Below are 24,597 nucleotides of genomic sequence, written 5' to 3'. Positions count from 1 at the left end.
GGATGATTTATAGAGAAAGTTTTATCGATGAACATGCTTCGCACATTGAACTGATGACATCGTGTGCCAATCTACACTCTGACCCTATGATTTATACCGATCTATCAGGTCATATTGTTGCTTGTAACGAACCATTGTTAGAGTTGTTAGATGTTGGAGTGCTCGAGGATATCGCGAGGGTTGAAGAGTGGTTTGATCCGCAAGGGGTCAATTTATCGTATCTTCTTTCAAAATCGGGACAATATCGGGGGAAAGTTCGTACCCACTCCCTTGAGTATGATGTCGCAGTTAAATCCGAAGTATTCGTATTAGATGAGGAACCGATTGTCGGAGTGGTTTTTCGGGATACTTCGGTGATTGAACGTGCTCGTGCCGCCGAACGCTATTTTGAAAATTTCAAAAACAAATTTTTAACCAATATCTCACATGAATTTCGGACGCCGATGAACGCTATTATCGGATTTAGTGATTTATTAAAAAGTTCCCCTTTGAGTTCGTGGCAGCAAGAATACGTTGAAATGAGCAGTCGAAGTGCCCACTCTATGATGCGCAATATTGAAAATCTCTTAGAGTTGATGCAAGTCGAGAGTGGAAGTGTTCATACGAATTTCGAGCTTTTTAATCCACTGGAAGTGTATGAAAATTTTTCAATGCAGTTTTGCGATTTCGCCCGCTCCAAAGATATCCGATTGATGTTTTTAATGGATCCGCATTTGCCAAAAACAATTATCGGAGATCAAGACAAAATTCTTGCCATCATGCGTAATCTCATACAAAACGCGCTCAAGTTTACCGAAGAGGGGGGAAGTGTTCTTGTCGAAATTCTAATCGTCAAGGAAGAGGGAAATTTTGTCGAAGTTGAATATGCGGTGAGCGATACGGGGATCGGAATCGAGCATGAACGGGTTAAAACGTTGCTTCGGCCGTTTGCCTCCGCATGGGAAAATCAGCGTAAAGGGAAAGACGGATTGGGAATCGGGTTGAGTCTGAGCCATAAATATGTTGATATGATGGATTCTCATTTGATGCTGGCATCCGAGAGTGGGAAAGGGTCTCGTTTTTCGTTTCGAATTACCCATCAAGTCAATGAAGAGGGCGTTTATGACTTTGTTGAAGGGACCCGTGCTGCAATCTACACATCGGAACATCAACTAACGACACAAGGTGCATTGCTCTATAAATATTTGGAACTTTTTCATGTAGATGGAAAAGTGATTCATGATCTGATCGGGAGTGCATTGCAGGAACGGGATGTTTTGTTTCTGGATGTTCCTCATTTGGCAAAAGCACAGGTCGAGGCATTAAAAATGACCTATCCGCATCTGCAGATTGTCCCTATCATGAAACAAAATTATGGGGACAAAGCGGATGCAATCATTACCTCCGTTGCATCCATTGTAACATTGCCGATTTTGCCGAGCTCGTTGCATAAAACATTGGCCGTTGTTTGGAATACGATGCCAAAAGAGTATATTTCACACTCTCCTGAAATACAGAGTATTCCTGCGACAGAGAATCTGAAAATTTTAATTGCGGAAGACAACCTGATCAATCTCAAACTCTTGGAAACCATATTGTTGCAAGAACATTTCCGAGTTGTAGCGGTGGATAACGGCCAAAAAGCGGTTGACGCGTATCTCAAAGAGAAATTTGATTTGGTATTGATGGATATCGATATGCCGGTGATGGACGGACTGATGGCAAATCGTTTGATCAAAGAGATTGACAAACGTGATTCACGAGGCTATGTCCCTGTAATCGCTCTTACTGCACATGCATTGATCGGAGACCGGGAGCGAATTGTTGCTGCGGGATTGGATGCCCATCTGGCCAAACCGATCGATAAACATTTCCTTTTGCAAACGATGCAGCGGTATTTAAAAATCGCACAACAGAAGCGGCAAGGAAATTTTGTTTAATATTGATTGTTTTTTGCATACTATACTCTCAAATGTATTATAATGCCGAGATCAAAATTCCCCTTGGAAAGAGGGGAAACACAAGGATAGCAATGAAGCGATATTATGCCGCTTGGATTTTAGGTTTATTGTTGAGTGCTACTAGCGCATCTGCAGCTGTTTTAGCAACGGTTAATGGTGATGAGATTACCTCGGATGAAGTTAATAAAGTATTGATGGAAGGGACGCAAGGACGTTTTGATACCCTTCCGGCCGATAAACAAAATGAATTGCGCCAACGAATTATCGAAGGGATGATCGCACAAGAACTTGTATACGATGATGCTCAACGAACCGGTGTTTTGGACACGAAAGAGTATAAGCAAGAACTTGAAGCACTTGTTAGTCGATTAAAAGTTCAACTTGCCGCAAAAGTGTGGGAACAGCAGCAGTTTGAAGCAATCAAAGTGGATGCTAAAGAGGTGAAAGCTTATTATGATGCCAATCCGGATGAGTTTGTTGATAAAGAGAAAATTCGTGCACGTCACATCTTGGTAAAAAGTGAAGCGGAAGCACAAGCGATTATCAAAGGTTTGAAAGGGCTTAGCGGAGATAAACTCAAAAATGAATTTATTGCACAAGCTAAATCAAAATCGACCGGACCGAGTGCTGCAAAAGGGGGCGACCTTGGCTATTTCCCTCGCGGACAAATGGTACCGTCATTTAATGATGCTGCATTTGCGATGAAAGAGGGGACAATCTCGTCGGCTCCGGTACAAAGTCAATTCGGATTCCATGTAATTTACATCGAAGATAAAAAAGCAGCAAAAAAACTTGGATTTGATGAGGTCAAAAATTTCATTGAACAACGTTTGAAAATGGATAAGTTCAAAGCAACGATGGAAAAAAAGATGTCCAATCTTCGTGAAAAAGCAAAAATTATTTACGCAAAATAATTCTCTCTATACGTATGATGTTCCCGATAATACGGGAATATCAATCTCCATAATTTAGAAAATCCCTTATCCTGTAATTTAGAAAACGTGCTTGGTTTAAATCCAAAAAATATAGCCAAAATATAATTATATATATAATAGTTATCATAATAACTATTTAAGCTCGCCTGCTCTACAATCCCGAAAATTTTACACAAGAATAACATGATGGATTTTCGAAACTTTTTGATTGCGTGCACTGCGTCGGTTCTTTTAGCAGGATGTGTACCCGTAATGCAAAAAGCGGCTCCTATGGACAATGCACTTGTGAACGCTGAATTTGACAAAATAACAGGGTTGGTAGAATACGGTAACTCTGCACTTGATCGTGAGTGGTGGCGAAGTCTGGGTGATACCCAATTGAACCGTATTGTGGAAGACGCATTGCTCAAATCACCTACACTACAGGCAATGCAAGCTCGTTACACTCAAGCCAATGCAATTATCGCTTCGATCGAATCACGTAATGTTCCTCATATCACTGCCGATGCGAGTGTTGTTCGGGAACGTTTCAGTGAAAATCATATTTTTCCTGCACCGTTGGGAGGGAGTACTAATAATCAGTATATGCCTCAACTGATCTTGGATTATGATTTTGATTTTTGGGATGCGAGACGTTCTCGTGCTTCTGCCGCATTGAATTCGGCTTTGGCTCAGCGTGCTTCTATTGAATCGGCAAAGCTCGCCTTAACGAGCGGGATCGTTGAACTCTACGTATCATGGGATTATGATGAAGAAAAACTTGATCGATTGAGTGAAATCGAAGAGATAATCTACCAAAAGCGTGCCATTATTGAACGGCAATACCATCTGGGATTGATTGACGGTATCGCAATCAATGATAACAAGAGTGCACTTTATCGGATTCAACAACGTAAGGAGGAACTCAAACGATCGATTGAAGGAAAAAAAGAGGCGTTATGTATTTTGGGAGGATTTCTCCCCTCTTATTGCGATGCTCTGAACCGGCCCAACATCACTTCAGTAGAATCATTGCCTGTTCCTAAAGAGGTGGTATTGAATCTTTTGGCACATCGTCCGGATATTACATTGGCTAAATATACGGTTTTGAGTAAAAATTTTACGATCGAAGAATCAAAAACGCACTATTATCCCAATATCAGCCTCTCCGGTGCATTCGGATTTACATCATTTAGTTTTTCCAAACTGATTGATCACTCCTCTTATACCCCATCGCTTGGAGTTGCTTTGTCGCTTCCGCTTTTTGATGGCGGGGAGAGAGATGCCCGACTTCAAAACAGTGTCAGCGATTATAATGCCTCTGTTTTTGAGTATAACAATGCACTCATCAAAGCAGCGAATGAAGTTGTGATGTTGTTGAAACAATCCAATTTGATAGATGAACAGCAGCGGTTTCATCAGCGTGAAGTGCAAGCAAAAGAATCAAATCAAGAGATAGAGAGAAAAAAACTCCTTCAAGGGTTAAGGCATAAACTTCCTTATCTTTCGGCACAAATGCTGGTCAAAGAAGCGGATATAGATGCTCTATCGATACGCGAAACCAAAACGCTTCTGCGTATCAATTTGATCAAAGCACTCGGTGGCGGATACCGTGAGGATAGCAATGCTACTCACTAGCCAAAATATGAACTTCATACGAACCCTCCCGTGGGCGCATACGTTCCATGAGTGGATCAGAATTGACGCGCCGGTATTGATCTACATGGTCAAAGTGATCATTGCGGCTCTTTTGGCGCTATGGATTTCGATGAAACTCAATTTGCCAGATCCACGGACAGCTATTTTTACCGTATTTATTGTTATGCAGCCTCAGAGCGGATTGGTATTTTCAAAAAGCTATTATCGTGTTTTGGGGACGATCGCCGGTATAGGGATGTCACTTGTTATTATAGGGATGTTTTCTCAAGATCCGATTTGGTTTATTGCTTTTTTTGCTCTTTGGATTGGTTTCACCACTGCTGCAGGATTCAAATACCGTAATTTTCAGTTTTATGGATTTGTACTGGCAGGATACACATTGTGCATAGTCGCTTTACCCGTCATTGAAACTCCCTTAGAGGTATTTGATATAGCGGTTTCGCGTTTTTCCGAAGTGGTTGTCGGTATTATGAGTGCGACGGTGATTAGCGATATCATTTTTCCTCGCCGTCTGTTGGACTCTTTGATTTCCAGCGAGCAGGAACGGTTTCATAACGTCCTCTCAACTTTGGCGGATTCACGCGCAGTATTTGCTCCATTCGATGAGAGTAACCCTGCAGTATCCCGCTTTTCAAGCGGTGTAGTCGGTCTCAATGCCGTTCGGATCAATAGCAGTTTTGAGAGCGGAAGCGATCAAAAAGAGCGGCAGCATTACAGTCATTTAAATCATGAATATATGAATCTCTCTACAACTTATCATTCACTCAAAAGTATAGTTGCACCGATTGAGAAAACCGAGCTTATGGATGCATTGGAATATCTATATGCCCCAATTGTAACGGCATTAGAAACACGGCCTGAGGGTGCGGTCAATCCGGAGGATTTGAGTCGTATGATTGGAGAGCTTGGAAAAGCAAAACAGGAGGTTCAAAATCGCTTTGAATCAGAGCATAGTCATTATAAAGAAAATGATCTCTATATCTCGGCAGCGTATCTGATTATACGGCTTTTGAATGAGTTGCATAACCATTGTGCGACGTATCTTTCCTTGTTAAAACATCGCTTATCGGGGGCGGCGTCCAAAGAGTTGAGCCGATACGTCCGTTTTTCTACCCATACCGATAATGTTTTGGTCGCATTGGCAGCTCTTCGAGGAAGCGGAGTATTGCTTTTTACGATGATGTTTTGGATATGGACGGCATGGCCGTATGCGACACTCACGATTACGATGGCAGTTGTTATCGGATTGTTGCTGGGAACATTGCCAAGCCCGATTGACGGGGTCAAAGATTTTTTCAAAGGGTCTGTTCTAGCCCTCGTATTTGCGGCAGTGTATGATTTTTATGTTATCCCTGCCTATACATCAGACCTGTTGACATTGGGAATTGTCCTAGCCCCTACCTTGGGATTTGTCGGTTGGATGACAACTCGTCCGAAACTTCCCATTTTTTCTTTTGGATTTGTATTTATGTTTATGAGCCAATGTGCACTTGATCCGTATTACAAGATTGAACCGACCAAGTTTTTGGAAAGCTCTTTGGCCGCATTGATAGGGGTGATTTTTGGTGGGATGGCCTATTTGCTGGTCAATTTTTGGTCGTGTTCACTGACACAGCAACGGGTTTCAAAAATTCTTCGACAGCAAATTGTGAGTGCTTGTGATGGAGCATTAAACATTGAACGAAGCGCTTTGGAGAGTACAGGTCGAGATTTGGTCCAACAGTTTTCGACACAGGGACGGCTCAATATGCGTTCAAGCCGTTTGGTTTTTGAGTGGCTTTTGGCGACGCTTGAAATCGGACGTGCAATTTTAACCATCCGCCGAAGCCTCAAACGGCTTCAGGAAGATTTTCATTCGATTCATTTCACCATGGCTTTGGAATCGATAAAGCATTTTTTTGAATCACCATCCCAGATATACCGTGAAACGCTTTTGGAACGTTTGGATGCCGCGCTCATGGTGTTGCGTCGAGGTACATTTCCAGAGGAGAAAGGGCAGCGAAGACGCTATGAAACGCTCATCATCGAATTTGCTTTGATTCGGACGATTGTTTTTAACTCGACGACCTTTCCGCTTCTCAAGGAGGAGTCATGCCGTTAGATATTACACTTTTTGGTATTCAAATGCCGACATTACTCCCTATTTTTGTAATTGCTGCAGTTGTGCAGATATTGATTGATCGCCTGATGGCGGATGGAGGGCTTTATAACTATGTTTGGCATCCCGGATTGTTTCGTACGGCGATATTCGTTTGCTTGTTTACGATTCCATGTTTATTTATTTATCGCTAAGGAAGTCTTATGAATAAAAATATCAAATGGGTCAAACTTCTCCGTTTTGCGATTACGTTTGCGGTTGTTTCGTTAGCGGTTTTTTTTGGGTTGATGTTATGGGATAACTATATGAACAGCGCATGGACCCGAGATGGTCGTGTACGTGCTGATGTCGTAATGGTGGCACCTGATGTCGGTGGATTGGTGAGCCGTATTGCTGTTGTGGATAACCAGTTTGTTCATAAAGGGGAATTGCTCTATCAAATCGATGAAGAGCGTTTCCATCATGCTCTTACAGAAGCTCAAGCGATTGCCCAGACACGAAAAGCCGAATATGAGATGAAAAAACATCGATCCTCTCGCCGAAGCAGTGCTGATGCGGAAACGGTATCAAGTGAAGAACGTGATGATGCTCTCTATGATGCTCAAATTGCCCGTGCAAAATATGAGGAGGCTTTGGCACAGGTTGAGACCGCAAAACTCGATTTAGAACGCTCTGCCGTTCGTGCACCGAATGATGGATGGGTATCGAACTTACTCCTTCGTAAGGGTGATTATGTTCAAGCAGGTGAAAAGAGAATGGCACTTGTGACGGAAGGATCATTCTGGGTATATGGGTATTTTGAAGAGCATAAACTCTCTTTGATCCATATCGGAGATAAAGCTCAAATGAAGATGCTGGGAACAAAGTATGTTCTCAAAGGACATGTTGAAAGTATTGCTCGCGGAATCAGTGACCGTGACAACGTTACAGATGGAAGACTTCTGGCAAATGTCAATCCGATTTTTACTTGGGTTCGGTTGGCTCAGCGTATACCGGTGCGTATCCATATTGATGAGATTCCAGAAGGTTTTAATCTCAGTGCGGGGATGACATGCTCGGTAAGTATAGTACCGGCACATCCTATCAAAGGAGAGCCTTTGGGAAATCGTTAATCGGCATAACAACTTTTCATAAAACAGTAACAAAAAAAGGAAAAATCACATGAAAACAATAGTAGGATTAATCATTGCATCAACTGCAACGGTCTGTTTTGCGGATGCATTGAGTGATGGGAAAATGGCATTGGATCAAAAACGGTATTTAGACGCGGTGAGTGCATTTAACCTCTCGTGTGATCAAGGGAATGCAAAAGGGTGTTTGAATCTTGGTATGATGTATGAAAAAGGGGAGGGGATCGCTCAAAACAAATACAAAGCGTCTACCTTGTATGCCCAAGCATGCCGTGCAAAAGAGTCTCTGGGATGTGCCAATATGGCTCTTTCGTACGATACTCCATGATAAAAGAGGAGATCGATTTTCCCGCGAAAGCGGGAAAATAAAGATTAGTTTCTATCGATAGCGTTCAAATCTTCAAACGCTATTTTGACACGATTAACCAACGTTTTTTGTCCGTCACGGAGCCATTTACGCGGGTCATAGTATTTTTTATTCGGCTTTTCTTCCCCTTCTGGATTTCCGATTTGTCCTTGGAGATAATCTTTGTATTTTTCGTAGTAATCTTTTACCCCTTCCCATGTTGCCCATTGGGTATCGGTATCGATGTTCATTTTGATAACACCGTAGCTGATCGCTTCTCGGATCTCTTCATGGGTAGAACCAGAACCGCCGTGGAAAACGAAATTGACTGGTTTATCGGATGCGGTTGCAAAATTTTCTTTGATGTATTTTTGTGAGTTGTCCAAAATGATCGGAGTGAGGACGACGTTACCGGGTTTATAGACACCGTGAACGTTTCCGAATGATGCAGCAATTGTGAATCGATTGCTTACTGCGCTGAGTTTCTCAAACGCATACGCAACATCTTCGGGTTGAGTATAGAGGAGGGCGTTATCGATGTTGGAGTTATCAACACCGTCTTCTTCACCGCCGGTAACACCCAACTCAATCTCGAGGGTCATACCGATTTTATCCATCCGTTTCATGTACTCGACACACGTTTCAACGTTCTCTTCGAGTGATTCTTCAGACAAATCAAGCATGTGGGAACTAAAAAGCGGTTTTCCGTATTGCGCATAATGTTTTTCACCCGCATCAAGCAACGCATCGATCCATGGAAGAAGTTTGCGAGCAGCGTGGTCCGTATGCAAGATGACAGGAATACCGTACGCCTCCGCCATCATGTGAACATGCATCGCTCCGCTGATTGCACCGGCAATAGCTGCTTTTTCATCATCATTGCTAAGCCCTTTTCCGGCAAAATAGCTTGCCCCACCGTTAGAAAACTGAATAATTACCGGTGAATTGACCAGTTTAGCCGCTTCGAGGACACCATTGATGGAATCTGTGTTGACTACATTGACCGCAGGGAGTGCAAATCCCTCTTGTTTTGCAATTTCAAAGAGTTTTTGTACATCATCGCCGAAGAGGACTCCCGGCTTCATTACATCTAAGATTTTTACGGACATTGTTTACCCCACTGTTAAAATTGACGATATTATAACGTTAGAGGAATAATGATAGAATTAAATAAAAAGAGGTTCGGGTGAGACGTATTGGCATATTTGTTTTTGCGTCGTATGGGGTTTTATTTGCCGCTTCGAGTCCGCTTCTATACAATTCTCTTGCAGAACCGCTTCAAAAAAGTAGCGTTTCGATTGAAAAACTGAGCCAAAAACCGATCATGGAACCCAACAAACAGCTATTACGCAGTTTTTTGAACCGGATGGAAACAACATTGCTTATGGGAAAAGAACTCTCCGATTCCGAGCATGCGGATGACAAACGGATGAATGCATATCTGCAAGATTTGCGTGAATTGTCCCGGACAAAAGAGTCTATTGATCTGTTGTATCGCAAATCTCTGGATACTGCGATGGCCAAAGCGGATAAGAAAAGCTTTGAGGATTTGATCTCTGTGCCGCTGGATCCGCTCAAACACCCGCGAATCCGTTCTGAAGTGATCGCGTTTTATCAAAAAAACTATCCGCATCATTCGATTCGCAGTATCGATGCGTTATGCGATGAACAGGAATTGGAAGAAAAAAGTATCAAGATCGCCATCGAACAAGAACAAGCGTATGAAGAACATTTACGTATTCTAAAACGTTCTGAAGTTTCGAACATCAAAAAAACAGCTCAAACAGGCTCACGCAATAGCGTGATATTGAGCGCTGAAGCTACCGGATCCGGGGGATTTGAGTTTGAAGCGGAAAATTTAAATCCGTATACGGTGACGATGAGTATCGATTTTGAGTTGTTGAGCAATCTCAAATCCTCTGGCAAAATCCCCCTTTTTATTGAGATCCCCGGTCGGAGTAAAAAACGGGTTTTGGAACTCACCCGTATTGCGCCTGAGTTGCCGGTAAATTATCGATCTTCGTATGGATGGGCAAGAGGCTCTGCTTTTGCCGTACATCAGGATAGCTATATCTATAAGCTCCCTTTTAGCTCCGGATCGGTTGTCAATGTTTCGCAAGGTTACAACGGGGAATCAACACACAAAGGGTTCTCTGCGTATGCGGTCGATTTTCCGGTTCCGGTCGGAACTCCCATATATGCAGCTCGGGAGGGGATAGTCGTTGGCTCAGAAGGGAGTAGCAATTTCGGCGGTGTAGGGGCTGAATATCGCCAATATGCCAATTACGTTATTATCGAACACCGTGATGGAACGATGGGAAATTACTATCATTTAAAACAAGGGGGAGCCCTTGTGGCGATTGGGAAAAAAATTGCAAAAGGGGAGTTGATCGGCTATTCAGGCAATACAGGAAACAGCAGTGGGCCACATCTTCATTTTAGTGTCAGCAAGGTGGATCCCGTATCAATGCGTCGGCCGATGAATTTGCCGGTAAAACTGCAAAGTTTAGAAGGAATCGTTACATTACCGCAAAAAGGTGACCGATATACGGTACAATAACATACACCGATAATAACAGTGGAGCTTTGGATGTTAAATACTGTCAAATCAAAAATTATATTCTCAACGTTGATGTTTAGTTTTATGGGGTTAGGGGCTATCTATTGGTATCTGACCACTACCTTTAACGAATTTTCGAACGATACGGCCAAACGATCATTGACGATGTTGAGCGAGTCAATTTTTCAAACGCTAACGGGCAGTATGCTTGCCGGTGATCCTGCTATCGTTGCCGATACGATTGCAAAAGCACAAAAAATTGATGGAATCGATGGGTTAAAAGTTGAAAAATCTCAAGCGGTTATCGATTTATTGGCACCTGAAGCCAAGTTCAGCGATGAACCGATGATTCAAGAAGTATTTAAAACAAAACAGCCTCAAGTTATTGAAAAAACAACGGACGGAAAACATACGATTCGTCTATTGCAACCGCTTATCGCAGAACAGCGTTGTCTTTCGTGTCATACCAACATTGAAGTAGGTCATGTTCTTGGGGTGATGGATTTAGTGATCTCTCTTGAGAAGAATGATGAAGAAATTGCTAAAACACAAACCGTATTGTTGATTGCGCTTAGTGTTGTTGTTATCGTATTTATTGCTGTCATGAACATTTTCTTTGGAAAAGAGGTTTTAAGTCCTCTGCAAGAATTGAGAAATCGCACAAGAGCCCTTGTAAGTGGTGACAAAGATTTGACAAAACGTCTTGAAGTGACCAAAAAAGATGAATTCTCAGATGCCGCAAGAGCAGTTAATAATTTCGTTTCGATGGTTCAAGAGACGGTCCGAAGTCAAAGATTTAGGGCGTCAAAACTCTACGATCGCGACAACCATCACGGAGGCAACTCATACGATTTCAGGCGGGGTAGAACAAGAGCGTCAAATTGTTGAATCGACAACGCAAAAAAGCCAATCGATCAAAGATATTCTCTCCGGTGCTATTGCGATTTCAGAACAAACACAGCGTAATGTTGCCAATGCAAATGAAGAACTGGTGACGGCAAAAGATGCCTTGTACCGTCTTGTTGAAGAGGTTGAAGGGTTTATTGAAACGGAACAAGAGATGTCTTCCCAACTTGTATCACTGCGTAATGATGCCGATCAGGTCAAAAATGTTCTCGGTGTTATCAAAGACATCGCGGATCAAACGAACCTTCTTGCCCTCAATGCGGCAATTGAAGCGGCCCGTGCGGGTGAGCACGGACGAGGGTTTGCCGTTGTCGCCGATGAGGTGCGCAAATTGGCAGAACGTACTCAAAAAAGTTTGACCGAAATTGAAATCAGTGTCGGAACCATTGTACAGTCGATTAATGACGTGAGCGATAAAATGGGTGAAAATGCGAAAAACATGAACGCTTTGACCGTTATTTCGAATGAAGTGGAAGAGAAAATTTCAGCGACATCTTCAGAGATGGAACGCTCTGTCAGTGTTGCGCAACGCTCTTATAACGATTCTGTTGAAGTCGTTGGACATATTGAATGGATTATTGAAAAAATATCACAAATCAATGTCGTATCTGAATCGAACAAAAAAAGTGTTGAGCAAATTCAAAACGATTCCGCGCAGTTGATGCAGGTCGCACAATCGCTTTCGGCCCGTATTAACGAATTTAAGAGCTAAAGATACCGATCCAAAGGGCATCTTTGGACGTCGAATGTACCCTGTGTGGGGTATGTTTCGGGATAAATAGATAATCGCCTCTTTGTAAGTTGAGAATTTGATTTTCGACTTCAAGCTTTGCTTCCCCTTCTATTAACACTACCCATTCGTCTTGTTCTTGATTGTAGAGTTCTCCCGGAGTTTTGAGCCAGGATCGGATTGCTTCAATTCTCAAACTGCCGTTATCCAAAATGGTCGTAAAATGTTCACTGTTTTGATCGGGGCTTGGGGTTTGATGAAGATTGCTTACATGAATCAAGAAAATACTCCTAAGTTTACGCATGATATGATGTCACATTATAAACCAAGAGTAGAGAATTTATGAAAAACATCGTCTTAATCGGTTTTATGGGAGTCGGTAAAGGTTCCGTAGCGCGAGAGATCGTCAAGGTCTCTAAAATGGTAGCGCTGGATACGGATGATATTATCGAGAGCATGGAAAATCGCCGTATCAAAAAGATTTTTGAAGAAGAGGGTGAGGAATACTTCCGTGCCTTAGAACGCAAAGTCGCACGTTGGTTGAAAAAAAGTGTGGAAAATACACTCATTTCAACCGGAGGGGGATTTTATAAAGTTCCCAATCTCAAAAAAGTAGGTACGGTCGTTTTGTTAAATGCACCGTTTGATGTTATCTATCAACGAATTTTAGAGCATCCAAATGCCGAGAAAAAACTCAAAAAAAGACCGTTGTTTCAAGATCTGGAGAGAGCACGTGCACTGTATGAAGAGCGTTTTCCTCTTTATCTGAAAGCAGCCGATATCGTGATTGATGTCGATGGTAAAGAGATTCCTAAAATTGCCAAAGAGATCCTCAAAAAGGTAAAAGCAAAATGATCAAAATCATATTAGCGCTTGCATTAGCGATTCTTTCGTTGTCTGCGGCAGAAGTAAAATGGGAAAAAGATATCACTTCTGCGGTTGAACGTTCCGTAAAAGAAAAAAAACCGTTAATGGTATTGGTAACTAAAAACGGCTGTCGATGGTGTGAAGTTCTCAAACAAAAAACCCTCAAAAACCAAAAAGTGGTTGCTGTGCTCAATCGTGATTTTGTTGCGTATGAAGGAGTCGTTGATGAGGGGAGTGTCCCTCCGTCATTGATGACTCCCGGAACCCCGGCAACGTGGTTTATAAAAGAGAGAACACCGATGTTTGAACCGATTATGGGTGCTATAGAGAGCGATGAATTCCTCAAAGCGCTTGATATCGTCAAACAAGAATACAAAACCAATACGGCGCAAAAGTAAAAAGGATAAGACTATGACGTTGATACATACAAAAGAATCTAATTTTCAATCCGTTTTCGACGAACTTTTAGGACGTGGGAAAATGGATATGGAGCATGTCTCTTCGATCGTTAAAGGGCTGATTGATGATATCCGAACCCAAGGCGATGCAGCCCTAATGGCGCATATTGCAAAATTTGACCGATGGACTCCCTCTGAGGGTTCAGATCTTCGAATTGATGCCGCAGAGATGAAAAGAGCGTATGAAGCGTTGAATCCTACCCTCAAAGCATCGCTGCATTTAGCGTATGACCGCATCAAAGTGTATCATGAAAAGCAATTGCCGAAAAGCTGGTTTGATACAGAAGCCAATGGGACGATTTTGGGTCAAAAAGTGACGCCGGTCGATCGAGCGGGTCTTTATATCCCCGGTGGAAAAGCAGCGTACCCGAGTTCGTTGTTGATGAATGTGATTCCGGCTCAGGTAGCAGGAGTTGAACACATTGTCGTCACAACACCGACACCGGACAATGAACCCAATGAACTCCTTTTGGCAGCATGCCATTTATGCGGTGTTAGCGAAGTGTTTAAAGTGGGTGGAGCCAGTGCTATCGCTGCGATGGCATACGGAACGGCAACGATTCCAAAAGTGGATGTCATCACCGGTCCGGGAAATATATTCGTTGCAACAGCGAAAAAAATGGTGTTTGGAGAAGTCAACATCGACATGATCGCAGGACCAAGCGAGATCGGTGTATTGGCCGATGATTCAGCGAATCCATCGCATATTGCTATCGATCTTTTATCACAAGCGGAACACGATGAGATGGCAAGTTCAATTTTGATTACCCCATCACAAAAATTTGCGGATGCGTGTGCACAAGAGATTGAGGTATGGTTAAAAAAACTTCCGCGTGAAGAGATTGCCCGTAAATCCATCAATGAACGTGCGGCAATTATCGTCACCGAATCGATGGAAGAAGCGGTGAAGCTGATGAACGAGATAGCTCCGGAACATCTCGAAGTCGCAACTGACAACCCTTTTGCATTGTTGCCATCAATCAAGCATGCCGGAGCGATTTTCTTGGGTCACTACACCCCTGAAGCGATCGGGGATTATGTAGCAGGCCCGAATCATACCCTTCCAACAGGTGGAACCGCAAAATTCTATTCACCGCTCGGTGTTGAAAATTTTATGAAAAAATCTTCTATCATCTCTTTTTCACGTCAAGCGATCAATGAGATCGGTGAAGCATGCGCTCTTATCGCAAATACCGAAGGTTTAGGAGCTCATGAAGCTTCTGTCCGCTGCCGCTTAGACCTCTAAAATCTCCTTATTATTAAACTCTCTAATGACGAGAGTTTATTTTTACAAACGGTAACATATCAAAAAGTTATAGCAAAATGCGTTTTGCATTTAGTTTTGGTTTATTCTATTTTAGCTATCATCAACCCAGCAGAAATGCCGTTAAATGCCTGTAATCACGGCATCAAATAAAGATTATTCATGCAGCTTATGACATGAATGGCAGCAACGTGAATCAGGAATAAGGAGAATATATGCAGTTAGGTTTCTTGGTAGACCTTCATCTCTGTATGGGATGTAAGGGCTGTGAGATCGCGTGTAAAGTGGAAAACGAAGTTCCACTCAGTACATGGCGTCTACGTGTTAAATATGTCGATGTAGGGACTTTCCCTGAAACAAAACGGACGTTTACCCCGCTTCGCTGTAATCACTGTGCGAATGCACCGTGTGAGCGTATTTGTCCGGTTAGTGCATTGCATTATCTTGAAAATGGTATCGTCAACATCGATAAAGAACGCTGTATCGGATGTGCAGGGTGCGTTATGGCATGTCCATACGGTGCGATCTATATTGATCCGCAAACGCAAACTGCAGATAAATGTACCTATTGTGCTCACCGTGTTGCAAGTGCAATGATGCCATCATGTGTCGTAGCCTGCCCGGTGCAAGCAAATATTTTCGGTGATTTGGATGATCCGACCTCAGATATTAGTAAATATATTCAACAACATCAAGGGAATGTTCAAGTCCGTAAACCGGAAAAAGGGACAGATCCTCACCATTTCTATGTGGGTGGCGGCAATGTAACATTGAATCCTCTTGCATCGTTCCGCGGTGAAGGGCACAACCTTTTCAATAATCTCAAACATATTCCTTTAGGAGGACATCACTGATGGTACACGAAACACTTGCGGCAACCAACGCGATTGTAGTTCTTGACGTTGCCCTTCCTAGCGTATTTTGGGGTTGGATCATTACCATGAACATGTGGGCAAAAAGTATCGGAACCGGTATTATTTTTATCGCATTTTTCTTGTTGAAAAAATATCCTGAACAAACAGGATTCGTCCGTTTTCCTGCAGTGGTGATCTCTATTGTATTTATTCACCTATTCTTGTTTTTTACGGTCATCGATTTGCATCAAATGTTCCGTTTCTGGCATATCTTTTTCTATCCGCATTTGACATCGGCGATTACTATCGGTGCGTGGATGGCGACAGGATTTGTCGGTCTTTTGTTCGCGATGGCGTATGCGATTTATTTGAAAAAAGATGAAGCCATGTATGACAAATACTTGGGATGGACAACATTGTTGGCGATCCCGGTTACATTGTATACGGCAGGTTTGATGGCGGAATCAACGGCGCGTGAATTATGGCAAATGCCTACCGAATCGGCACAAATGATTTTGGCTGCATTGTTGGCAGGATCTGCAACGATGATTCTTCTCGGCGGAAACAAATTTTCTGATGCTATCAAAAAAGATCTTGCGCTTGTATTGGGCTTGAGTGCAGCAGCAGCATTTATCCTCTATATGTCAGAGTACATTTTTGGTGGAATGAAGGCAGAAGAAGTAGCTGCTACTTTGGCATTTATCAAAGGCGGTGAATACACTGCGATGTTCTGGATCGGTCAAGTAATGGCATTCTTGGCTCCGATGGCATTGGTTTGTTTGAGCTTGAAAAACAAATCGTACTATTTGTTGAAAATCGCAGCCGTATCGGCGTTGGTCGGTTTGTGGGTGAGCAAACATGTTTGGCTCGTTATTCCACAGTTGTTAAATATGAGCTAAGAGGTAAATTATTATGTATTTAGAAAGTAGAAGAACATTTTTAAAAGGTACCGCAATTACAGTTGCAGGTGCTGCTATTGCAAAAGGGGTCTTTTCAACCGATGCCGCTGCTGAGTCAGTCAAAGCGAGCAAATTTACCAACACCCCTGATACGCTGTCATTTTACCCTCCACTGGATCAATGGGAACATTTCCAAGAGCTCAGTGGTGTAGACTGGAAGCGTGGCGGTATTAATCGCCATGGTGTTCAAAGCGAAGAAAATCCGGATGGTATTTATGTCAATGATTTTATGATCGTTCCAACCGCATGTTCAAACTGTGAAGCATCATGTGGGATTACAGCATGGATCGACAAAAAAACATTTACGGTAAAAAAATACATGGGGAACCCTTTACACCCAGGTTCACGTGGTCGTAACTGTGCGAAAGGATACGCTGTTCAATCACAAATGTATGATCCGGATCGTATCCCATTCCCACTAAAACGTGCTCCGGGTTCTAAACGCGGTGAAGGTAAATGGATCCGTACAACATGGGATGAAGCGATGAGCACTATCGGTAAAAAAATGGCCGATACAATCCGTAAAGGGGATCTTCTCTCTAAAAAATCGGTTATGTACCATGTCGGACGTCCAAACGAAAATGGGTTTGTTCCACAAGTATGGGAGACATTAGGTCTTGATTCATACAATTCACACACAAATATTTGTTCATCAAATGGGCGTACTCCGACTATCTGGACTGCAAATGATGACCGTACAAGTCCAGACTGGGCAAATGCTAAATTGATTTTCTTGAATTCATCACACGCAGCAGATGCAGGGCACTATTTTGCCCAATCGGCAGCGTTTATCGCCGATGCCCGTAAAAAAGGGGCAAAAATGGTCGTAATGGATCCACGTATGTCGAACTCTGCAGGGATGTCAGATCTTTGGATCGCTGCATGGCCTGGTACGGAAGCCGCAATTTATCTTTATCTAGCAAACCGTATTTTGAATGAAAATATGGTTGATAAAAAGTTCGTCAAGAAGTGGTTCAACTGGGAAACTTTGATGAACGATTCTGAGCATCTTAATTTCATGCTTGAACAAAAACAAATCTCAAAATTCCCTGCAGGAAGAGATTTTGATAGCTATATTGAGCTTTTAAAAGACATGTATGCTCCGTATACTCTTGAGTATGCAGTAAAAGAAACGCATGTTCCAGCCTATAAACTTGAAAAACTCTACGAGATGTTCATTTGGGCTGGCGATGCTATCTCTACGTACATCTGGCGTGCAGCTGCAGCAGGTAACCGTGGTGCATGGATGGGTGGACGATCTGCTTATTTCGCATTAGGTCTACGCGGTGCAATCGGAACTGAGGGGGGAACATTCTTCCACCACTGGCATGTTATTTCTGTCTCGGGTAAAGGGGGAAGTGCTACAGTCGGTCAAGGGGTTTCCGGTGCCGATGTACCGAAAGTTCAAGCATGGAACGAACTCACATGGCCGCCTGAATGGCCGTTATCAACGTATGAGCTGTCATATCTTTTACCACATCTTTTAAGTGACAAAGAGTGGCAGAAAAAATGGAATGATCGCGGCTTGACAGTACCGAGCAAATTGGCGGTATACATTCCTCGTATGTACAATCCGGTTTGGATTAATCCGGATGGATTCCGTTGGATCGAAGTTTTGAAAAATGAAGAAATTATGGAACTTACCATGAACCTCTCACCAGTTTGGTCAGAGACGAACTGGTATATGGACTATGTTCTTCCTGTAGGGCTTGCAGGTGAACGCCACGACCAACACTCAGAAGCGACTATGCCGGCACGCTGGACATCATTCCGTCAACCGGTATTGCGCGTAGCATTGGAAAAATCGGGATGGAAGCCGAAAAATCCAAACCGTGCTACTCTTGAAGCCCATATCAAAGCAGGTCTAGGAGAAGTGTGGGAAGAGAATGAATTCTGGTTCCAACTTTGTACCGATTTTATCGATCCGGACGGAAGCCTCGGAATCAAAAAAATGTGGGAATCGAAACGCCATCCAGGTAAACCGGTTACTATCGCTGAGTGGTATGATGCAGCATTTGGTGATAACTTGCCGAAACTTAAAGAGACTGCTAGCAATGATCCACGCTATATGAATGAAGAATTCCCGGTTTATGCATATCTTCGTGATCACGGAGCATGGATGGAAGAGGATAAAATCTACCACGCGATGGAGAGAGAACTGAAATTTGAAGACGGTGAAGTTATTTCTCACGGACACAAATTTGCTGCTTCGACGATGAGCGTCGGGGCAGGCGGTGTTATCACTGCTAAAGATCACCATGGCAAAGATACTAAGATCGGTATTGAAATCGACGGTAAAAAAATGGAAGGGTTCGCAACGCTTACCAAAAAGTTGGAATTCTATACTCAGTGGGCAACCGATTGGCATTGGAGAGAGTACGCTATGCCGTTCTATCCTCGTAATGACGATGAGAAAAATCAGTATGTTCACTTGGTATCGCATGTTAACCACAAATATATGACTGAAGAGAATGCATTTGCTCTCAATACAGTGTTCCGTTTGCCGTATAACATTCATACCCGTTCAGCGAACTCAAAACACTTGATGGAGATCTCTCAAAACCATGACCCGATTTGGATCAGTACGGTCGATGCGAAACGTCTCGGATTCAAACGCGGTGACGCGATCCGTGTAAAAATTGTTGATACGGTTTCAGGATTGGAAAGCGGACATTTCGTGGCTATGGCAGTTCCTACAGAGGCTGTATTACCAGGAACACTTGCATGTTCACATCACGGTGGTCGCTGGAAATTGACCAATGCCGTTACGATTCCAAACGGTGTCAGTGACGGTAAAGTCGCAACGGGAAGTGCTCCGCGTGATCTGAACAGTAAAGAGTTCTTGGCAGAATCACCGGCAAATGCTGGTAAAGCCGGAGCACAAACCATTATTGACGATTACGAGGGGACAACAGGGCTTAATAGTTTTGGGGTACCGGTTGCTGAAGTTCAAATGGACGGAAAAGAAGGTAAACTCAAATACGTTGAGGGGATCAAACCTTTCCATACGAATCGTTTCGGTGATTATAACCGTGATTCTGAAAACATCTGGTGGGATGGTTTGAGTGGTTCATGGCAGAATGCTGTTGCCGCTCCACACCCAGACCCGGTTTCCGGTATGCACTGCTGGCATCATAAAGTTCTTCTAGAACCGGCACAGGCAGGTGACAAAATCGGTGATATTTTCGTTAATTACGATAATAATCTCAAAGTGTATCAAGCATGGAGAGATAAACTGTCTCGCGGATTGGACTCTAATTCAACACTTCGTCGCCCTCGTCATATCAAACGTCCGTGGGTTAATCTTGATCCATCGGTCTACGATGTAACTATCAAGGGATAAAATCTCTCTTCACTTTCTAATAAAGGCTACTAAAGGGCTTTTCAGCCCTTTAAGCTACAATCTTACAATCACATTTTAAAAGGCCTGACCGTTATGGACGAAATCATTGCTCGAAGCAATATATATGGGTTGCTTTCTCGAATATTACTCCAAGAGATAGATGAAACGCTGTTAGAAACATTGAAAAACGATGCGACTATTTTAGAGTTTTTTCCGAACTGGGAGTCATGGGAACTACGAAAAAATCTTACGAATAAAGAGATTATAGAAGGGCATTTGAACCCTGATTTTGTCAATTTGTCGTTATTGCATTTGGTACCCTACGAGACATTCTATACCCGAGACGATCAGATGATTGAAACGGGGGGCGCGAATCCGGTAACCGATTTTTACAGTGCGTATGATTTCGTTGTAGACTATGAAGTAGCAAGAGTTGTATCGGCGGATCATATCGGAATCGAATTGGAATTTATGCACCATTTGTGCGAAGCACAGCAAAAAGCGATGGAAGAGAATGATACCGAAGCCGTTGATGAACTCAAAAAAGTACAACACCGTTTTCTTAACACCCATTTACTCAAATGGGCACCTTTGTATTTGATTAACATGAAATACGAATCACGTACACCGCTTTATTATGATCTGGCTGAGACGACGTTAGAGTTCATCCTCAGCGATAATGAAACGCTAAGCCAAGAGGTTTAAAGCAATTATGGGACTGCTCACCTTATCTCCGGCAAAATGTGTACGCGCACTGAGTACGAACTCAATGTGTACCTTATGTACAGAGGTATGTCCAACCAACGCGATACTTATCAGTAATCGGCTCCCCTCAATCAATCAAGCAATGTGTGTCGGCTGTGCGGGATGTGTCGCTTTATGTCCGACCGAAGCATTGCATTTGGACGATTTTAATCCTACCGAGTTCTTTTTCTCTTTTTTATCCGATGAAGAGAATCTTCTCTCTTGCCAAAAAAATATTCCCTGCATCGCATCGCTTGGGAATGAATATCTAATTGCGTTGTCAGGGATGAAAAAAGGGCTTCGTGTAGATATCGGACATTGTTCACAATGCTCGATCGGAGAGAAAGTACTGCGTGAGTTTAAATCACGGGTGGAGAATGTCAATTACGCCCTTGAAGCGATCGAATCTGAGGGAGATGTACAATTCGTAGTTGAGGGATATACCGCAGAGGAAGAAACCCTGACAAAAGACCGACGGGATTTTTTCAAGACGTTTCATGTGCATAAGCTCGGTGCGGTAAAAGCGAATTTCGAACGTGAAATTCAACTAAGTACGGATGAATTTATTGCGCATACAACCGATAGCAGTCATACTCAAGAGTTGCGTACAAAAAAAATCACCGATCGCAGAAAACTATTTTTTACGACGCTCAAACGTCTTCAAAAGCCATCTGTATATCATGTTGTTGAGGGAGATAAGATTTCCTTTACCTCTCAAAAATTGATGGATGAATCAAAATGCACTGCATGTGAGCTGTGCTATCGGATTTGCCCTACCGGAGCGCTTTCATCTGATATGCGCAATTCTAAAATTGATTTTGACCCGTTCTTATGTGTCAAATGTCATTTGTGTCATGATGTATGTGAGAGTAATGCAATCACTGTATCCTCTTCGTATAATCTGAAAGAGTGGTATGAACCCTCAGTACAAAATTTGGTGATGTTCTCGGTTCGTCGATGTGATGAGTGCGGTTTAGTATTTAGTTCGCCGCATGGTGAGCCAATTTGCCGGCGTTGCCGTTTGGAAGAGGAAGAAGCTATGGAATTATGGGGATTGAATCAATGATGAACAACGATAACTCGATTACACTCGAGACGAAACTGTTTGGGTTTATTGCCGAAGAGGCGCATAGCAATCGATTCTCATCAATGGTTAATAAACTGTTCAAAGAAAATGGTGTGAATGCGATGGTGATTCCGATGAATATCCGTCCGGATGATATTGTGTTTACTTTGTCTCAAATGCGAGAATCAAAATTAAGCGGTGCTATCATCGCATCCGAGTATCAAGGCGATGCTATCAGTATTGTCGATCAAACTTCAGCCAATGCGCAAGTGCAAGGTTTGGTTGATTTGATCTGGATTGAGAATGGGAGTTTGTATGGGGATTTGATAATGCCTGAAGCATTAACCCAATACGCTGAAAGTAGTGATTTTAAAGACGATATTGCTTTACGATCGTTGAGTTGCTATTTTTATGATTTAATAGAAGGAAAAAAATGAAAGATAACGATTTTAGCAGCTTGCGGGCTGAATTTGATCAATTTGTCCGAGAAAAATGCGATACTGGAACCTGTGAAACGACGGCTGAAGGTGAAAATACCGAAGAACCGGTTCCGGGGTTTGTCGATGAACTGGCTGATAAACTCTTAGCACCTCATTACTGCGGTGCCTATTTCTCCCGTTTGGATATCAAACGGATTGCTGAAGCGATCGATGAGTCGATTCCGATCAAAGAGCGCAAAAAAATGATCAAAGCTCTTTTCCGCCACACGACGAGCAAAGAGTATTTACGCAAGGCCTTTGATGAATTCAATCGTCATTTCGGGGGTCGAATCTTGATTTATCAAGAGCTCTCGGAAGCTTTTCCAGCTTCGAAGGGTATTTTTGATGAGTATACAGATAAAATAAAAAAAACACAGAAGATATTAGATCAGATGGTGTTGGATTTTGAAGAGATAGAGCCTACTGATGAACCGATGATGATATGAAATTTTTATAGAGAAGAGATATGAGATGAGTATCAAGTTACGCGCCCAGTTGATTATTGCTTTTATTGTACTGATGGTGTCGGCGACACTTACTTTTTACCATCTCTCTCAGGAAAGAAAATACGTCAAAGAACGTACGGAACACTCCTCAGTTAATATCAGACACGCGTTTGGTGCCATCATTCAAGATACCGAACATCTGTATCGGTTTCGTACCCGTGCGACGCTTGGTGTCACCGGAGTAATAGACGCTGTCGAAAATAAAGACACTCAAGCGCTCTATAATGCCATTCTCCCCCGTTATAATGCATTGAAAGAAGAAAACCCTTATTTAACAGTCATGCAGTTTCATGCATCGGATGGACGTTCGATTTTGAGGGTTCATCTCAAAGAAAAATTTGGTGATGATATTGCATCAAAACGTCCGATGCTACGAGAAGTCCATAAAACCCATAAAATGGTGAGCGGATTTGAGGGGGGACTTGGCGGAATTGCGTTTAGGGTTATTATGCCTATCTTCAAACAAAACCGTTATATTGGCGCCGTAGAATTTGGGGTCGACGCAGAATATTTCGTCGATCGGATCAAACATTTGACAGGATCAGATAGTATCGTGCTCATCAATAAAGAGTCTATCGGTGCGGCGGATGCTGAAAAATATTCTGATGGAATCGGTCATTACTTTTATACATCAGATCTAAAAGAAAAAAAAGAACTAATTGAACAGTTTGCGTATCAAAATGCTCGGTTGGAATCACGCCATCTTGAAATCAATTCCAAAGCGTATGAAATTAATCCGTTATTTTTAAAAGATTCTAGAAATAGAGATCTTGGGGTTATTATTTCGATCAACGATGTGACCGGAATCAGTCAGAATATCCACGATGTTTTATTAGGCAGTTTAATGGTCACAATAGGGATGATGATTCTATTGTGGAGTCTGTTTGAGTATACTTTTGGTGCATTGATCGGCAAAGTGAATCTGCAAGAGCGTTATATCAATACGATTTTAGACTCTCAAAAAAATATCGTCATTGTAACGGACGGGTATGACATAATATTTGCCAACCGTGCTTTTTATGATTATTTCGGATTTGAAAATTTAGTGGCGTTTAAACGGGAGCATTCGTGTATCTGCGAGTATTTTGAATCGGATGAATCCGGGCGCTATATTATGCCATTGGTGGATGGGACAGTATGGACTGAATATCTTATAGAGCATGAGAATGAAGAACTTCAGGCAAAAATGACGGTCAATGCGAAGACATCGATTTTTACGGTTACGTCCAAAAGGATGGATTATCGAGGGAAAATACGCCATGTTGTTGTTTTTACCGATATAACACGTATTAATGAACTCGCAACACAAGATGTATTGACCGGTGTCGCAAACCGCTTTCAGTTTGATAAAGTGCTTGGGCACACGGTCCGTATGGCACAGCGATCTCAACGCGGGCTATCACTGATGTTGTTGGATATCGACTACTTTAAAAAAGTCAATGATACTTATGGCCATTTGACTGGTGATGAAGTGTTAAAACAATTTACTGCTATTTTGACACAAAATGTCCGTAAAACCGATACGGTAGCTCGATGGGGTGGAGAGGAGTTTGTGATTTTATTTCCTGATACCGAACTTTCTGCAATTGTGAAGCTGGCAGAATCGCTTCGTCAAAAGATAGAGGCTTACAGCTTTTCTCCGGTTGAGAGGGTAACGTGTTCGATTGGTGTTGTTGCTTGGAATGAAGGGGAAACGATAGATGAATTACTAAAACGGGTAGATCAAAAACTGTATTTGGCAAAAGAGCTTGGACGTAATCGGGTTGAGAGCTAA

The 24,597-nt window shown here is 42.6% G+C and carries 23 protein-coding genes; 21 read left to right on the top strand and 2 right to left on the bottom strand.

Features of this window, described 5'->3' with window-relative positions:
* Nucleotides 1–2: 2 nt before the first annotated feature.
* The 7 genes from CJD30_RS00215 to CJD30_RS00185 all read left to right on the top strand — a co-directional run bounded on the left by CJD30_RS00215 (nucleotide 3) and on the right by CJD30_RS00185 (nucleotide 8,069).
* Nucleotides 3–1,919 carry a response regulator gene (locus tag CJD30_RS00215; protein WP_294915071.1) on the top strand — a complete coding sequence of 639 codons (1,917 nt, stop codon included), beginning with the start codon at nucleotides 3–5 and terminating at the stop codon, nucleotides 1,917–1,919.
* 92 nt (nucleotides 1,920–2,011) lie between these two features.
* The gene (locus tag CJD30_RS00210) at nucleotides 2,012–2,854 is read left to right on the top strand and encodes a peptidyl-prolyl cis-trans isomerase (RefSeq protein ID WP_294915070.1); all 843 of its coding nucleotides are present in this window, start codon (nucleotides 2,012–2,014) and stop codon (nucleotides 2,852–2,854) included.
* A gap of 204 nt (nucleotides 2,855–3,058) precedes the next feature.
* The gene (locus CJD30_RS00205; protein ID WP_294915068.1) at nucleotides 3,059–4,492 is read left to right on the top strand and encodes an efflux transporter outer membrane subunit; all 1,434 of its coding nucleotides are present in this window, start codon (nucleotides 3,059–3,061) and stop codon (nucleotides 4,490–4,492) included.
* Nucleotides 4,479–6,614, top strand: coding sequence for an FUSC family protein (locus tag CJD30_RS00200; protein WP_294915065.1), 2,136 nt, complete (start codon nucleotides 4,479–4,481; stop codon nucleotides 6,612–6,614). The genes CJD30_RS00205 and CJD30_RS00200 overlap by 14 nt, the downstream gene beginning before the upstream one ends.
* Entirely contained in the window at nucleotides 6,605–6,805 is a 201-nt protein-coding gene (locus CJD30_RS00195; protein WP_294915063.1) for a DUF1656 domain-containing protein, read from the top strand. The genes CJD30_RS00200 and CJD30_RS00195 overlap by 10 nt, the downstream gene beginning before the upstream one ends.
* Before the next feature lie 9 nt (nucleotides 6,806–6,814).
* Complete coding sequence (locus tag CJD30_RS00190; RefSeq protein ID WP_294915061.1) at nucleotides 6,815–7,723, top strand: efflux RND transporter periplasmic adaptor subunit; 909 nt, start codon at nucleotides 6,815–6,817, stop codon at nucleotides 7,721–7,723.
* Between the two features lie 49 nt (nucleotides 7,724–7,772).
* Complete coding sequence (locus CJD30_RS00185; protein WP_294915059.1) at nucleotides 7,773–8,069, top strand: hypothetical protein; 297 nt, start codon at nucleotides 7,773–7,775, stop codon at nucleotides 8,067–8,069.
* A gap of 44 nt (nucleotides 8,070–8,113) precedes the next feature.
* On the opposite strand, the gene fbaA is transcribed toward CJD30_RS00185, so the two are convergent.
* Nucleotides 8,114–9,196, bottom strand: coding sequence for a class II fructose-bisphosphate aldolase (fbaA, locus tag CJD30_RS00180; protein WP_294915057.1), 1,083 nt, complete (start codon nucleotides 9,194–9,196; stop codon nucleotides 8,114–8,116).
* Nucleotides 9,197–9,273: 77 nt separating this feature from the next.
* Here fbaA and CJD30_RS00175 point away from each other — a divergent pair, with 77 nt between their 5' ends.
* The 3 genes from CJD30_RS00175 to CJD30_RS00165 all read left to right on the top strand — a co-directional run bounded on the left by CJD30_RS00175 (nucleotide 9,274) and on the right by CJD30_RS00165 (nucleotide 12,265).
* Entirely contained in the window at nucleotides 9,274–10,647 is a 1,374-nt protein-coding gene (locus CJD30_RS00175) for a M23 family metallopeptidase (protein ID WP_294915055.1), read from the top strand.
* Nucleotides 10,648–10,677: 30 nt separating this feature from the next.
* Nucleotides 10,678–11,535, top strand: coding sequence for a HAMP domain-containing protein (locus CJD30_RS00170; protein WP_294915052.1), 858 nt, complete (start codon nucleotides 10,678–10,680; stop codon nucleotides 11,533–11,535).
* 172 nt (nucleotides 11,536–11,707) lie between these two features.
* Nucleotides 11,708–12,265 carry a methyl-accepting chemotaxis protein gene (locus tag CJD30_RS00165; RefSeq protein WP_294915730.1) on the top strand — a complete coding sequence of 186 codons (558 nt, stop codon included), beginning with the start codon at nucleotides 11,708–11,710 and terminating at the stop codon, nucleotides 12,263–12,265.
* Here CJD30_RS00165 and CJD30_RS00160 read toward each other — a convergent pair.
* Nucleotides 12,255–12,563 carry a cupin domain-containing protein gene (locus CJD30_RS00160; RefSeq protein WP_294915049.1) on the bottom strand — a complete coding sequence of 103 codons (309 nt, stop codon included), beginning with the start codon at nucleotides 12,561–12,563 and terminating at the stop codon, nucleotides 12,255–12,257. The two genes, CJD30_RS00165 and CJD30_RS00160, sit on opposite strands and share 11 nt — an antisense overlap.
* Nucleotides 12,564–12,625: 62 nt before the next feature.
* Between CJD30_RS00160 and CJD30_RS00155 the strand changes: the two genes are divergently transcribed.
* The 11 genes from CJD30_RS00155 to CJD30_RS00105 all read left to right on the top strand — a co-directional run bounded on the left by CJD30_RS00155 (nucleotide 12,626) and on the right by CJD30_RS00105 (nucleotide 24,597).
* Nucleotides 12,626–13,138, top strand: a complete 513-nt coding sequence (locus tag CJD30_RS00155; protein WP_294915047.1) for a shikimate kinase — start codon at nucleotides 12,626–12,628, stop codon at nucleotides 13,136–13,138.
* A complete protein-coding gene (locus CJD30_RS00150) occupies nucleotides 13,135–13,548 on the top strand; it encodes a DUF255 domain-containing protein (RefSeq protein ID WP_294915044.1) in 414 nt (137 codons plus the stop codon). The genes CJD30_RS00155 and CJD30_RS00150 overlap by 4 nt, the downstream gene beginning before the upstream one ends.
* Nucleotides 13,549–13,561: 13 nt before the next feature.
* Nucleotides 13,562–14,854, top strand: coding sequence for a histidinol dehydrogenase (gene hisD / locus CJD30_RS00145; protein WP_294915042.1), 1,293 nt, complete (start codon nucleotides 13,562–13,564; stop codon nucleotides 14,852–14,854).
* Nucleotides 14,855–15,087: 233 nt separating this feature from the next.
* The gene (locus CJD30_RS00140) at nucleotides 15,088–15,726 is read left to right on the top strand and encodes a 4Fe-4S dicluster domain-containing protein (protein ID WP_294915040.1); all 639 of its coding nucleotides are present in this window, start codon (nucleotides 15,088–15,090) and stop codon (nucleotides 15,724–15,726) included.
* Nucleotides 15,726–16,625 carry an NrfD/PsrC family molybdoenzyme membrane anchor subunit gene (gene nrfD, locus CJD30_RS00135; RefSeq protein ID WP_294915038.1) on the top strand — a complete coding sequence of 300 codons (900 nt, stop codon included), beginning with the start codon at nucleotides 15,726–15,728 and terminating at the stop codon, nucleotides 16,623–16,625. Before CJD30_RS00140 ends, nrfD begins: the two co-directional genes overlap by 1 nt.
* A gap of 13 nt (nucleotides 16,626–16,638) precedes the next feature.
* Nucleotides 16,639–20,028 carry a molybdopterin-dependent oxidoreductase gene (locus tag CJD30_RS00130; RefSeq protein ID WP_294915036.1) on the top strand — a complete coding sequence of 1,130 codons (3,390 nt, stop codon included), beginning with the start codon at nucleotides 16,639–16,641 and terminating at the stop codon, nucleotides 20,026–20,028.
* A gap of 93 nt (nucleotides 20,029–20,121) precedes the next feature.
* Nucleotides 20,122–20,733 (top strand): molecular chaperone, encoded by a 612-nt coding sequence (locus tag CJD30_RS00125; protein ID WP_294915034.1) that lies wholly within the window; start codon nucleotides 20,122–20,124, stop codon nucleotides 20,731–20,733.
* 7 nt (nucleotides 20,734–20,740) lie between these two features.
* Nucleotides 20,741–21,838, top strand: coding sequence for a 4Fe-4S binding protein (locus CJD30_RS00120; protein ID WP_294915031.1), 1,098 nt, complete (start codon nucleotides 20,741–20,743; stop codon nucleotides 21,836–21,838).
* Nucleotides 21,820–22,275: a hypothetical protein gene (locus tag CJD30_RS00115; protein WP_294915029.1), complete on the top strand. Its 456-nt coding sequence runs from the start codon at nucleotides 21,820–21,822 to the stop codon at nucleotides 22,273–22,275. The genes CJD30_RS00120 and CJD30_RS00115 overlap by 19 nt, the downstream gene beginning before the upstream one ends.
* Nucleotides 22,272–22,763, top strand: coding sequence for a hypothetical protein (locus tag CJD30_RS00110; protein ID WP_294915028.1), 492 nt, complete (start codon nucleotides 22,272–22,274; stop codon nucleotides 22,761–22,763). Before CJD30_RS00115 ends, CJD30_RS00110 begins: the two co-directional genes overlap by 4 nt.
* A 25-nt stretch (nucleotides 22,764–22,788) precedes the next feature.
* Complete coding sequence (locus CJD30_RS00105) at nucleotides 22,789–24,597, top strand: diguanylate cyclase (protein WP_294915026.1); 1,809 nt, start codon at nucleotides 22,789–22,791, stop codon at nucleotides 24,595–24,597.

It is taken from the genome of Sulfuricurvum sp. PD_MW2 (genome assembly GCF_002633015.1).
Classification (GTDB): Bacteria; Campylobacterota; Campylobacteria; order Campylobacterales; family Sulfurimonadaceae; genus Sulfuricurvum.
This window is presented reverse-complemented; position numbering and strand designations above follow the sequence as displayed.

Coding starts and splice junctions, on each gene's coding strand:
- CJD30_RS00215 (WP_294915071.1), top strand. CDS start 3: ATGATTTATAGAGAAAGTTTTATCGATGAACATGCTTCGCACATTGAA.
- CJD30_RS00210 (WP_294915070.1), top strand. CDS start 2,012: ATGAAGCGATATTATGCCGCTTGGATTTTAGGTTTATTGTTGAGTGCT.
- CJD30_RS00205 (WP_294915068.1), top strand. CDS start 3,059: ATGATGGATTTTCGAAACTTTTTGATTGCGTGCACTGCGTCGGTTCTT.
- CJD30_RS00200 (WP_294915065.1), top strand. CDS start 4,479: ATGCTACTCACTAGCCAAAATATGAACTTCATACGAACCCTCCCGTGG.
- CJD30_RS00195 (WP_294915063.1), top strand. CDS start 6,605: ATGCCGTTAGATATTACACTTTTTGGTATTCAAATGCCGACATTACTC.
- CJD30_RS00190 (WP_294915061.1), top strand. CDS start 6,815: ATGAATAAAAATATCAAATGGGTCAAACTTCTCCGTTTTGCGATTACG.
- CJD30_RS00185 (WP_294915059.1), top strand. CDS start 7,773: ATGAAAACAATAGTAGGATTAATCATTGCATCAACTGCAACGGTCTGT.
- fbaA (WP_294915057.1), bottom strand. CDS start 9,196: ATGTCCGTAAAAATCTTAGATGTAATGAAGCCGGGAGTCCTCTTCGGC.
- CJD30_RS00170 (WP_294915052.1), top strand. CDS start 10,678: ATGTTAAATACTGTCAAATCAAAAATTATATTCTCAACGTTGATGTTT.
- CJD30_RS00165 (WP_294915730.1), top strand. CDS start 11,708: ATGTCTTCCCAACTTGTATCACTGCGTAATGATGCCGATCAGGTCAAA.
- CJD30_RS00155 (WP_294915047.1), top strand. CDS start 12,626: ATGAAAAACATCGTCTTAATCGGTTTTATGGGAGTCGGTAAAGGTTCC.
- CJD30_RS00150 (WP_294915044.1), top strand. CDS start 13,135: ATGATCAAAATCATATTAGCGCTTGCATTAGCGATTCTTTCGTTGTCT.
- hisD (WP_294915042.1), top strand. CDS start 13,562: ATGACGTTGATACATACAAAAGAATCTAATTTTCAATCCGTTTTCGAC.
- CJD30_RS00140 (WP_294915040.1), top strand. CDS start 15,088: ATGCAGTTAGGTTTCTTGGTAGACCTTCATCTCTGTATGGGATGTAAG.
- nrfD (WP_294915038.1), top strand. CDS start 15,726: ATGGTACACGAAACACTTGCGGCAACCAACGCGATTGTAGTTCTTGAC.
- CJD30_RS00130 (WP_294915036.1), top strand. CDS start 16,639: ATGTATTTAGAAAGTAGAAGAACATTTTTAAAAGGTACCGCAATTACA.
- CJD30_RS00125 (WP_294915034.1), top strand. CDS start 20,122: ATGGACGAAATCATTGCTCGAAGCAATATATATGGGTTGCTTTCTCGA.
- CJD30_RS00120 (WP_294915031.1), top strand. CDS start 20,741: ATGGGACTGCTCACCTTATCTCCGGCAAAATGTGTACGCGCACTGAGT.
- CJD30_RS00115 (WP_294915029.1), top strand. CDS start 21,820: ATGGGGATTGAATCAATGATGAACAACGATAACTCGATTACACTCGAG.
- CJD30_RS00110 (WP_294915028.1), top strand. CDS start 22,272: ATGAAAGATAACGATTTTAGCAGCTTGCGGGCTGAATTTGATCAATTT.
- CJD30_RS00105 (WP_294915026.1), top strand. CDS start 22,789: ATGAGTATCAAGTTACGCGCCCAGTTGATTATTGCTTTTATTGTACTG.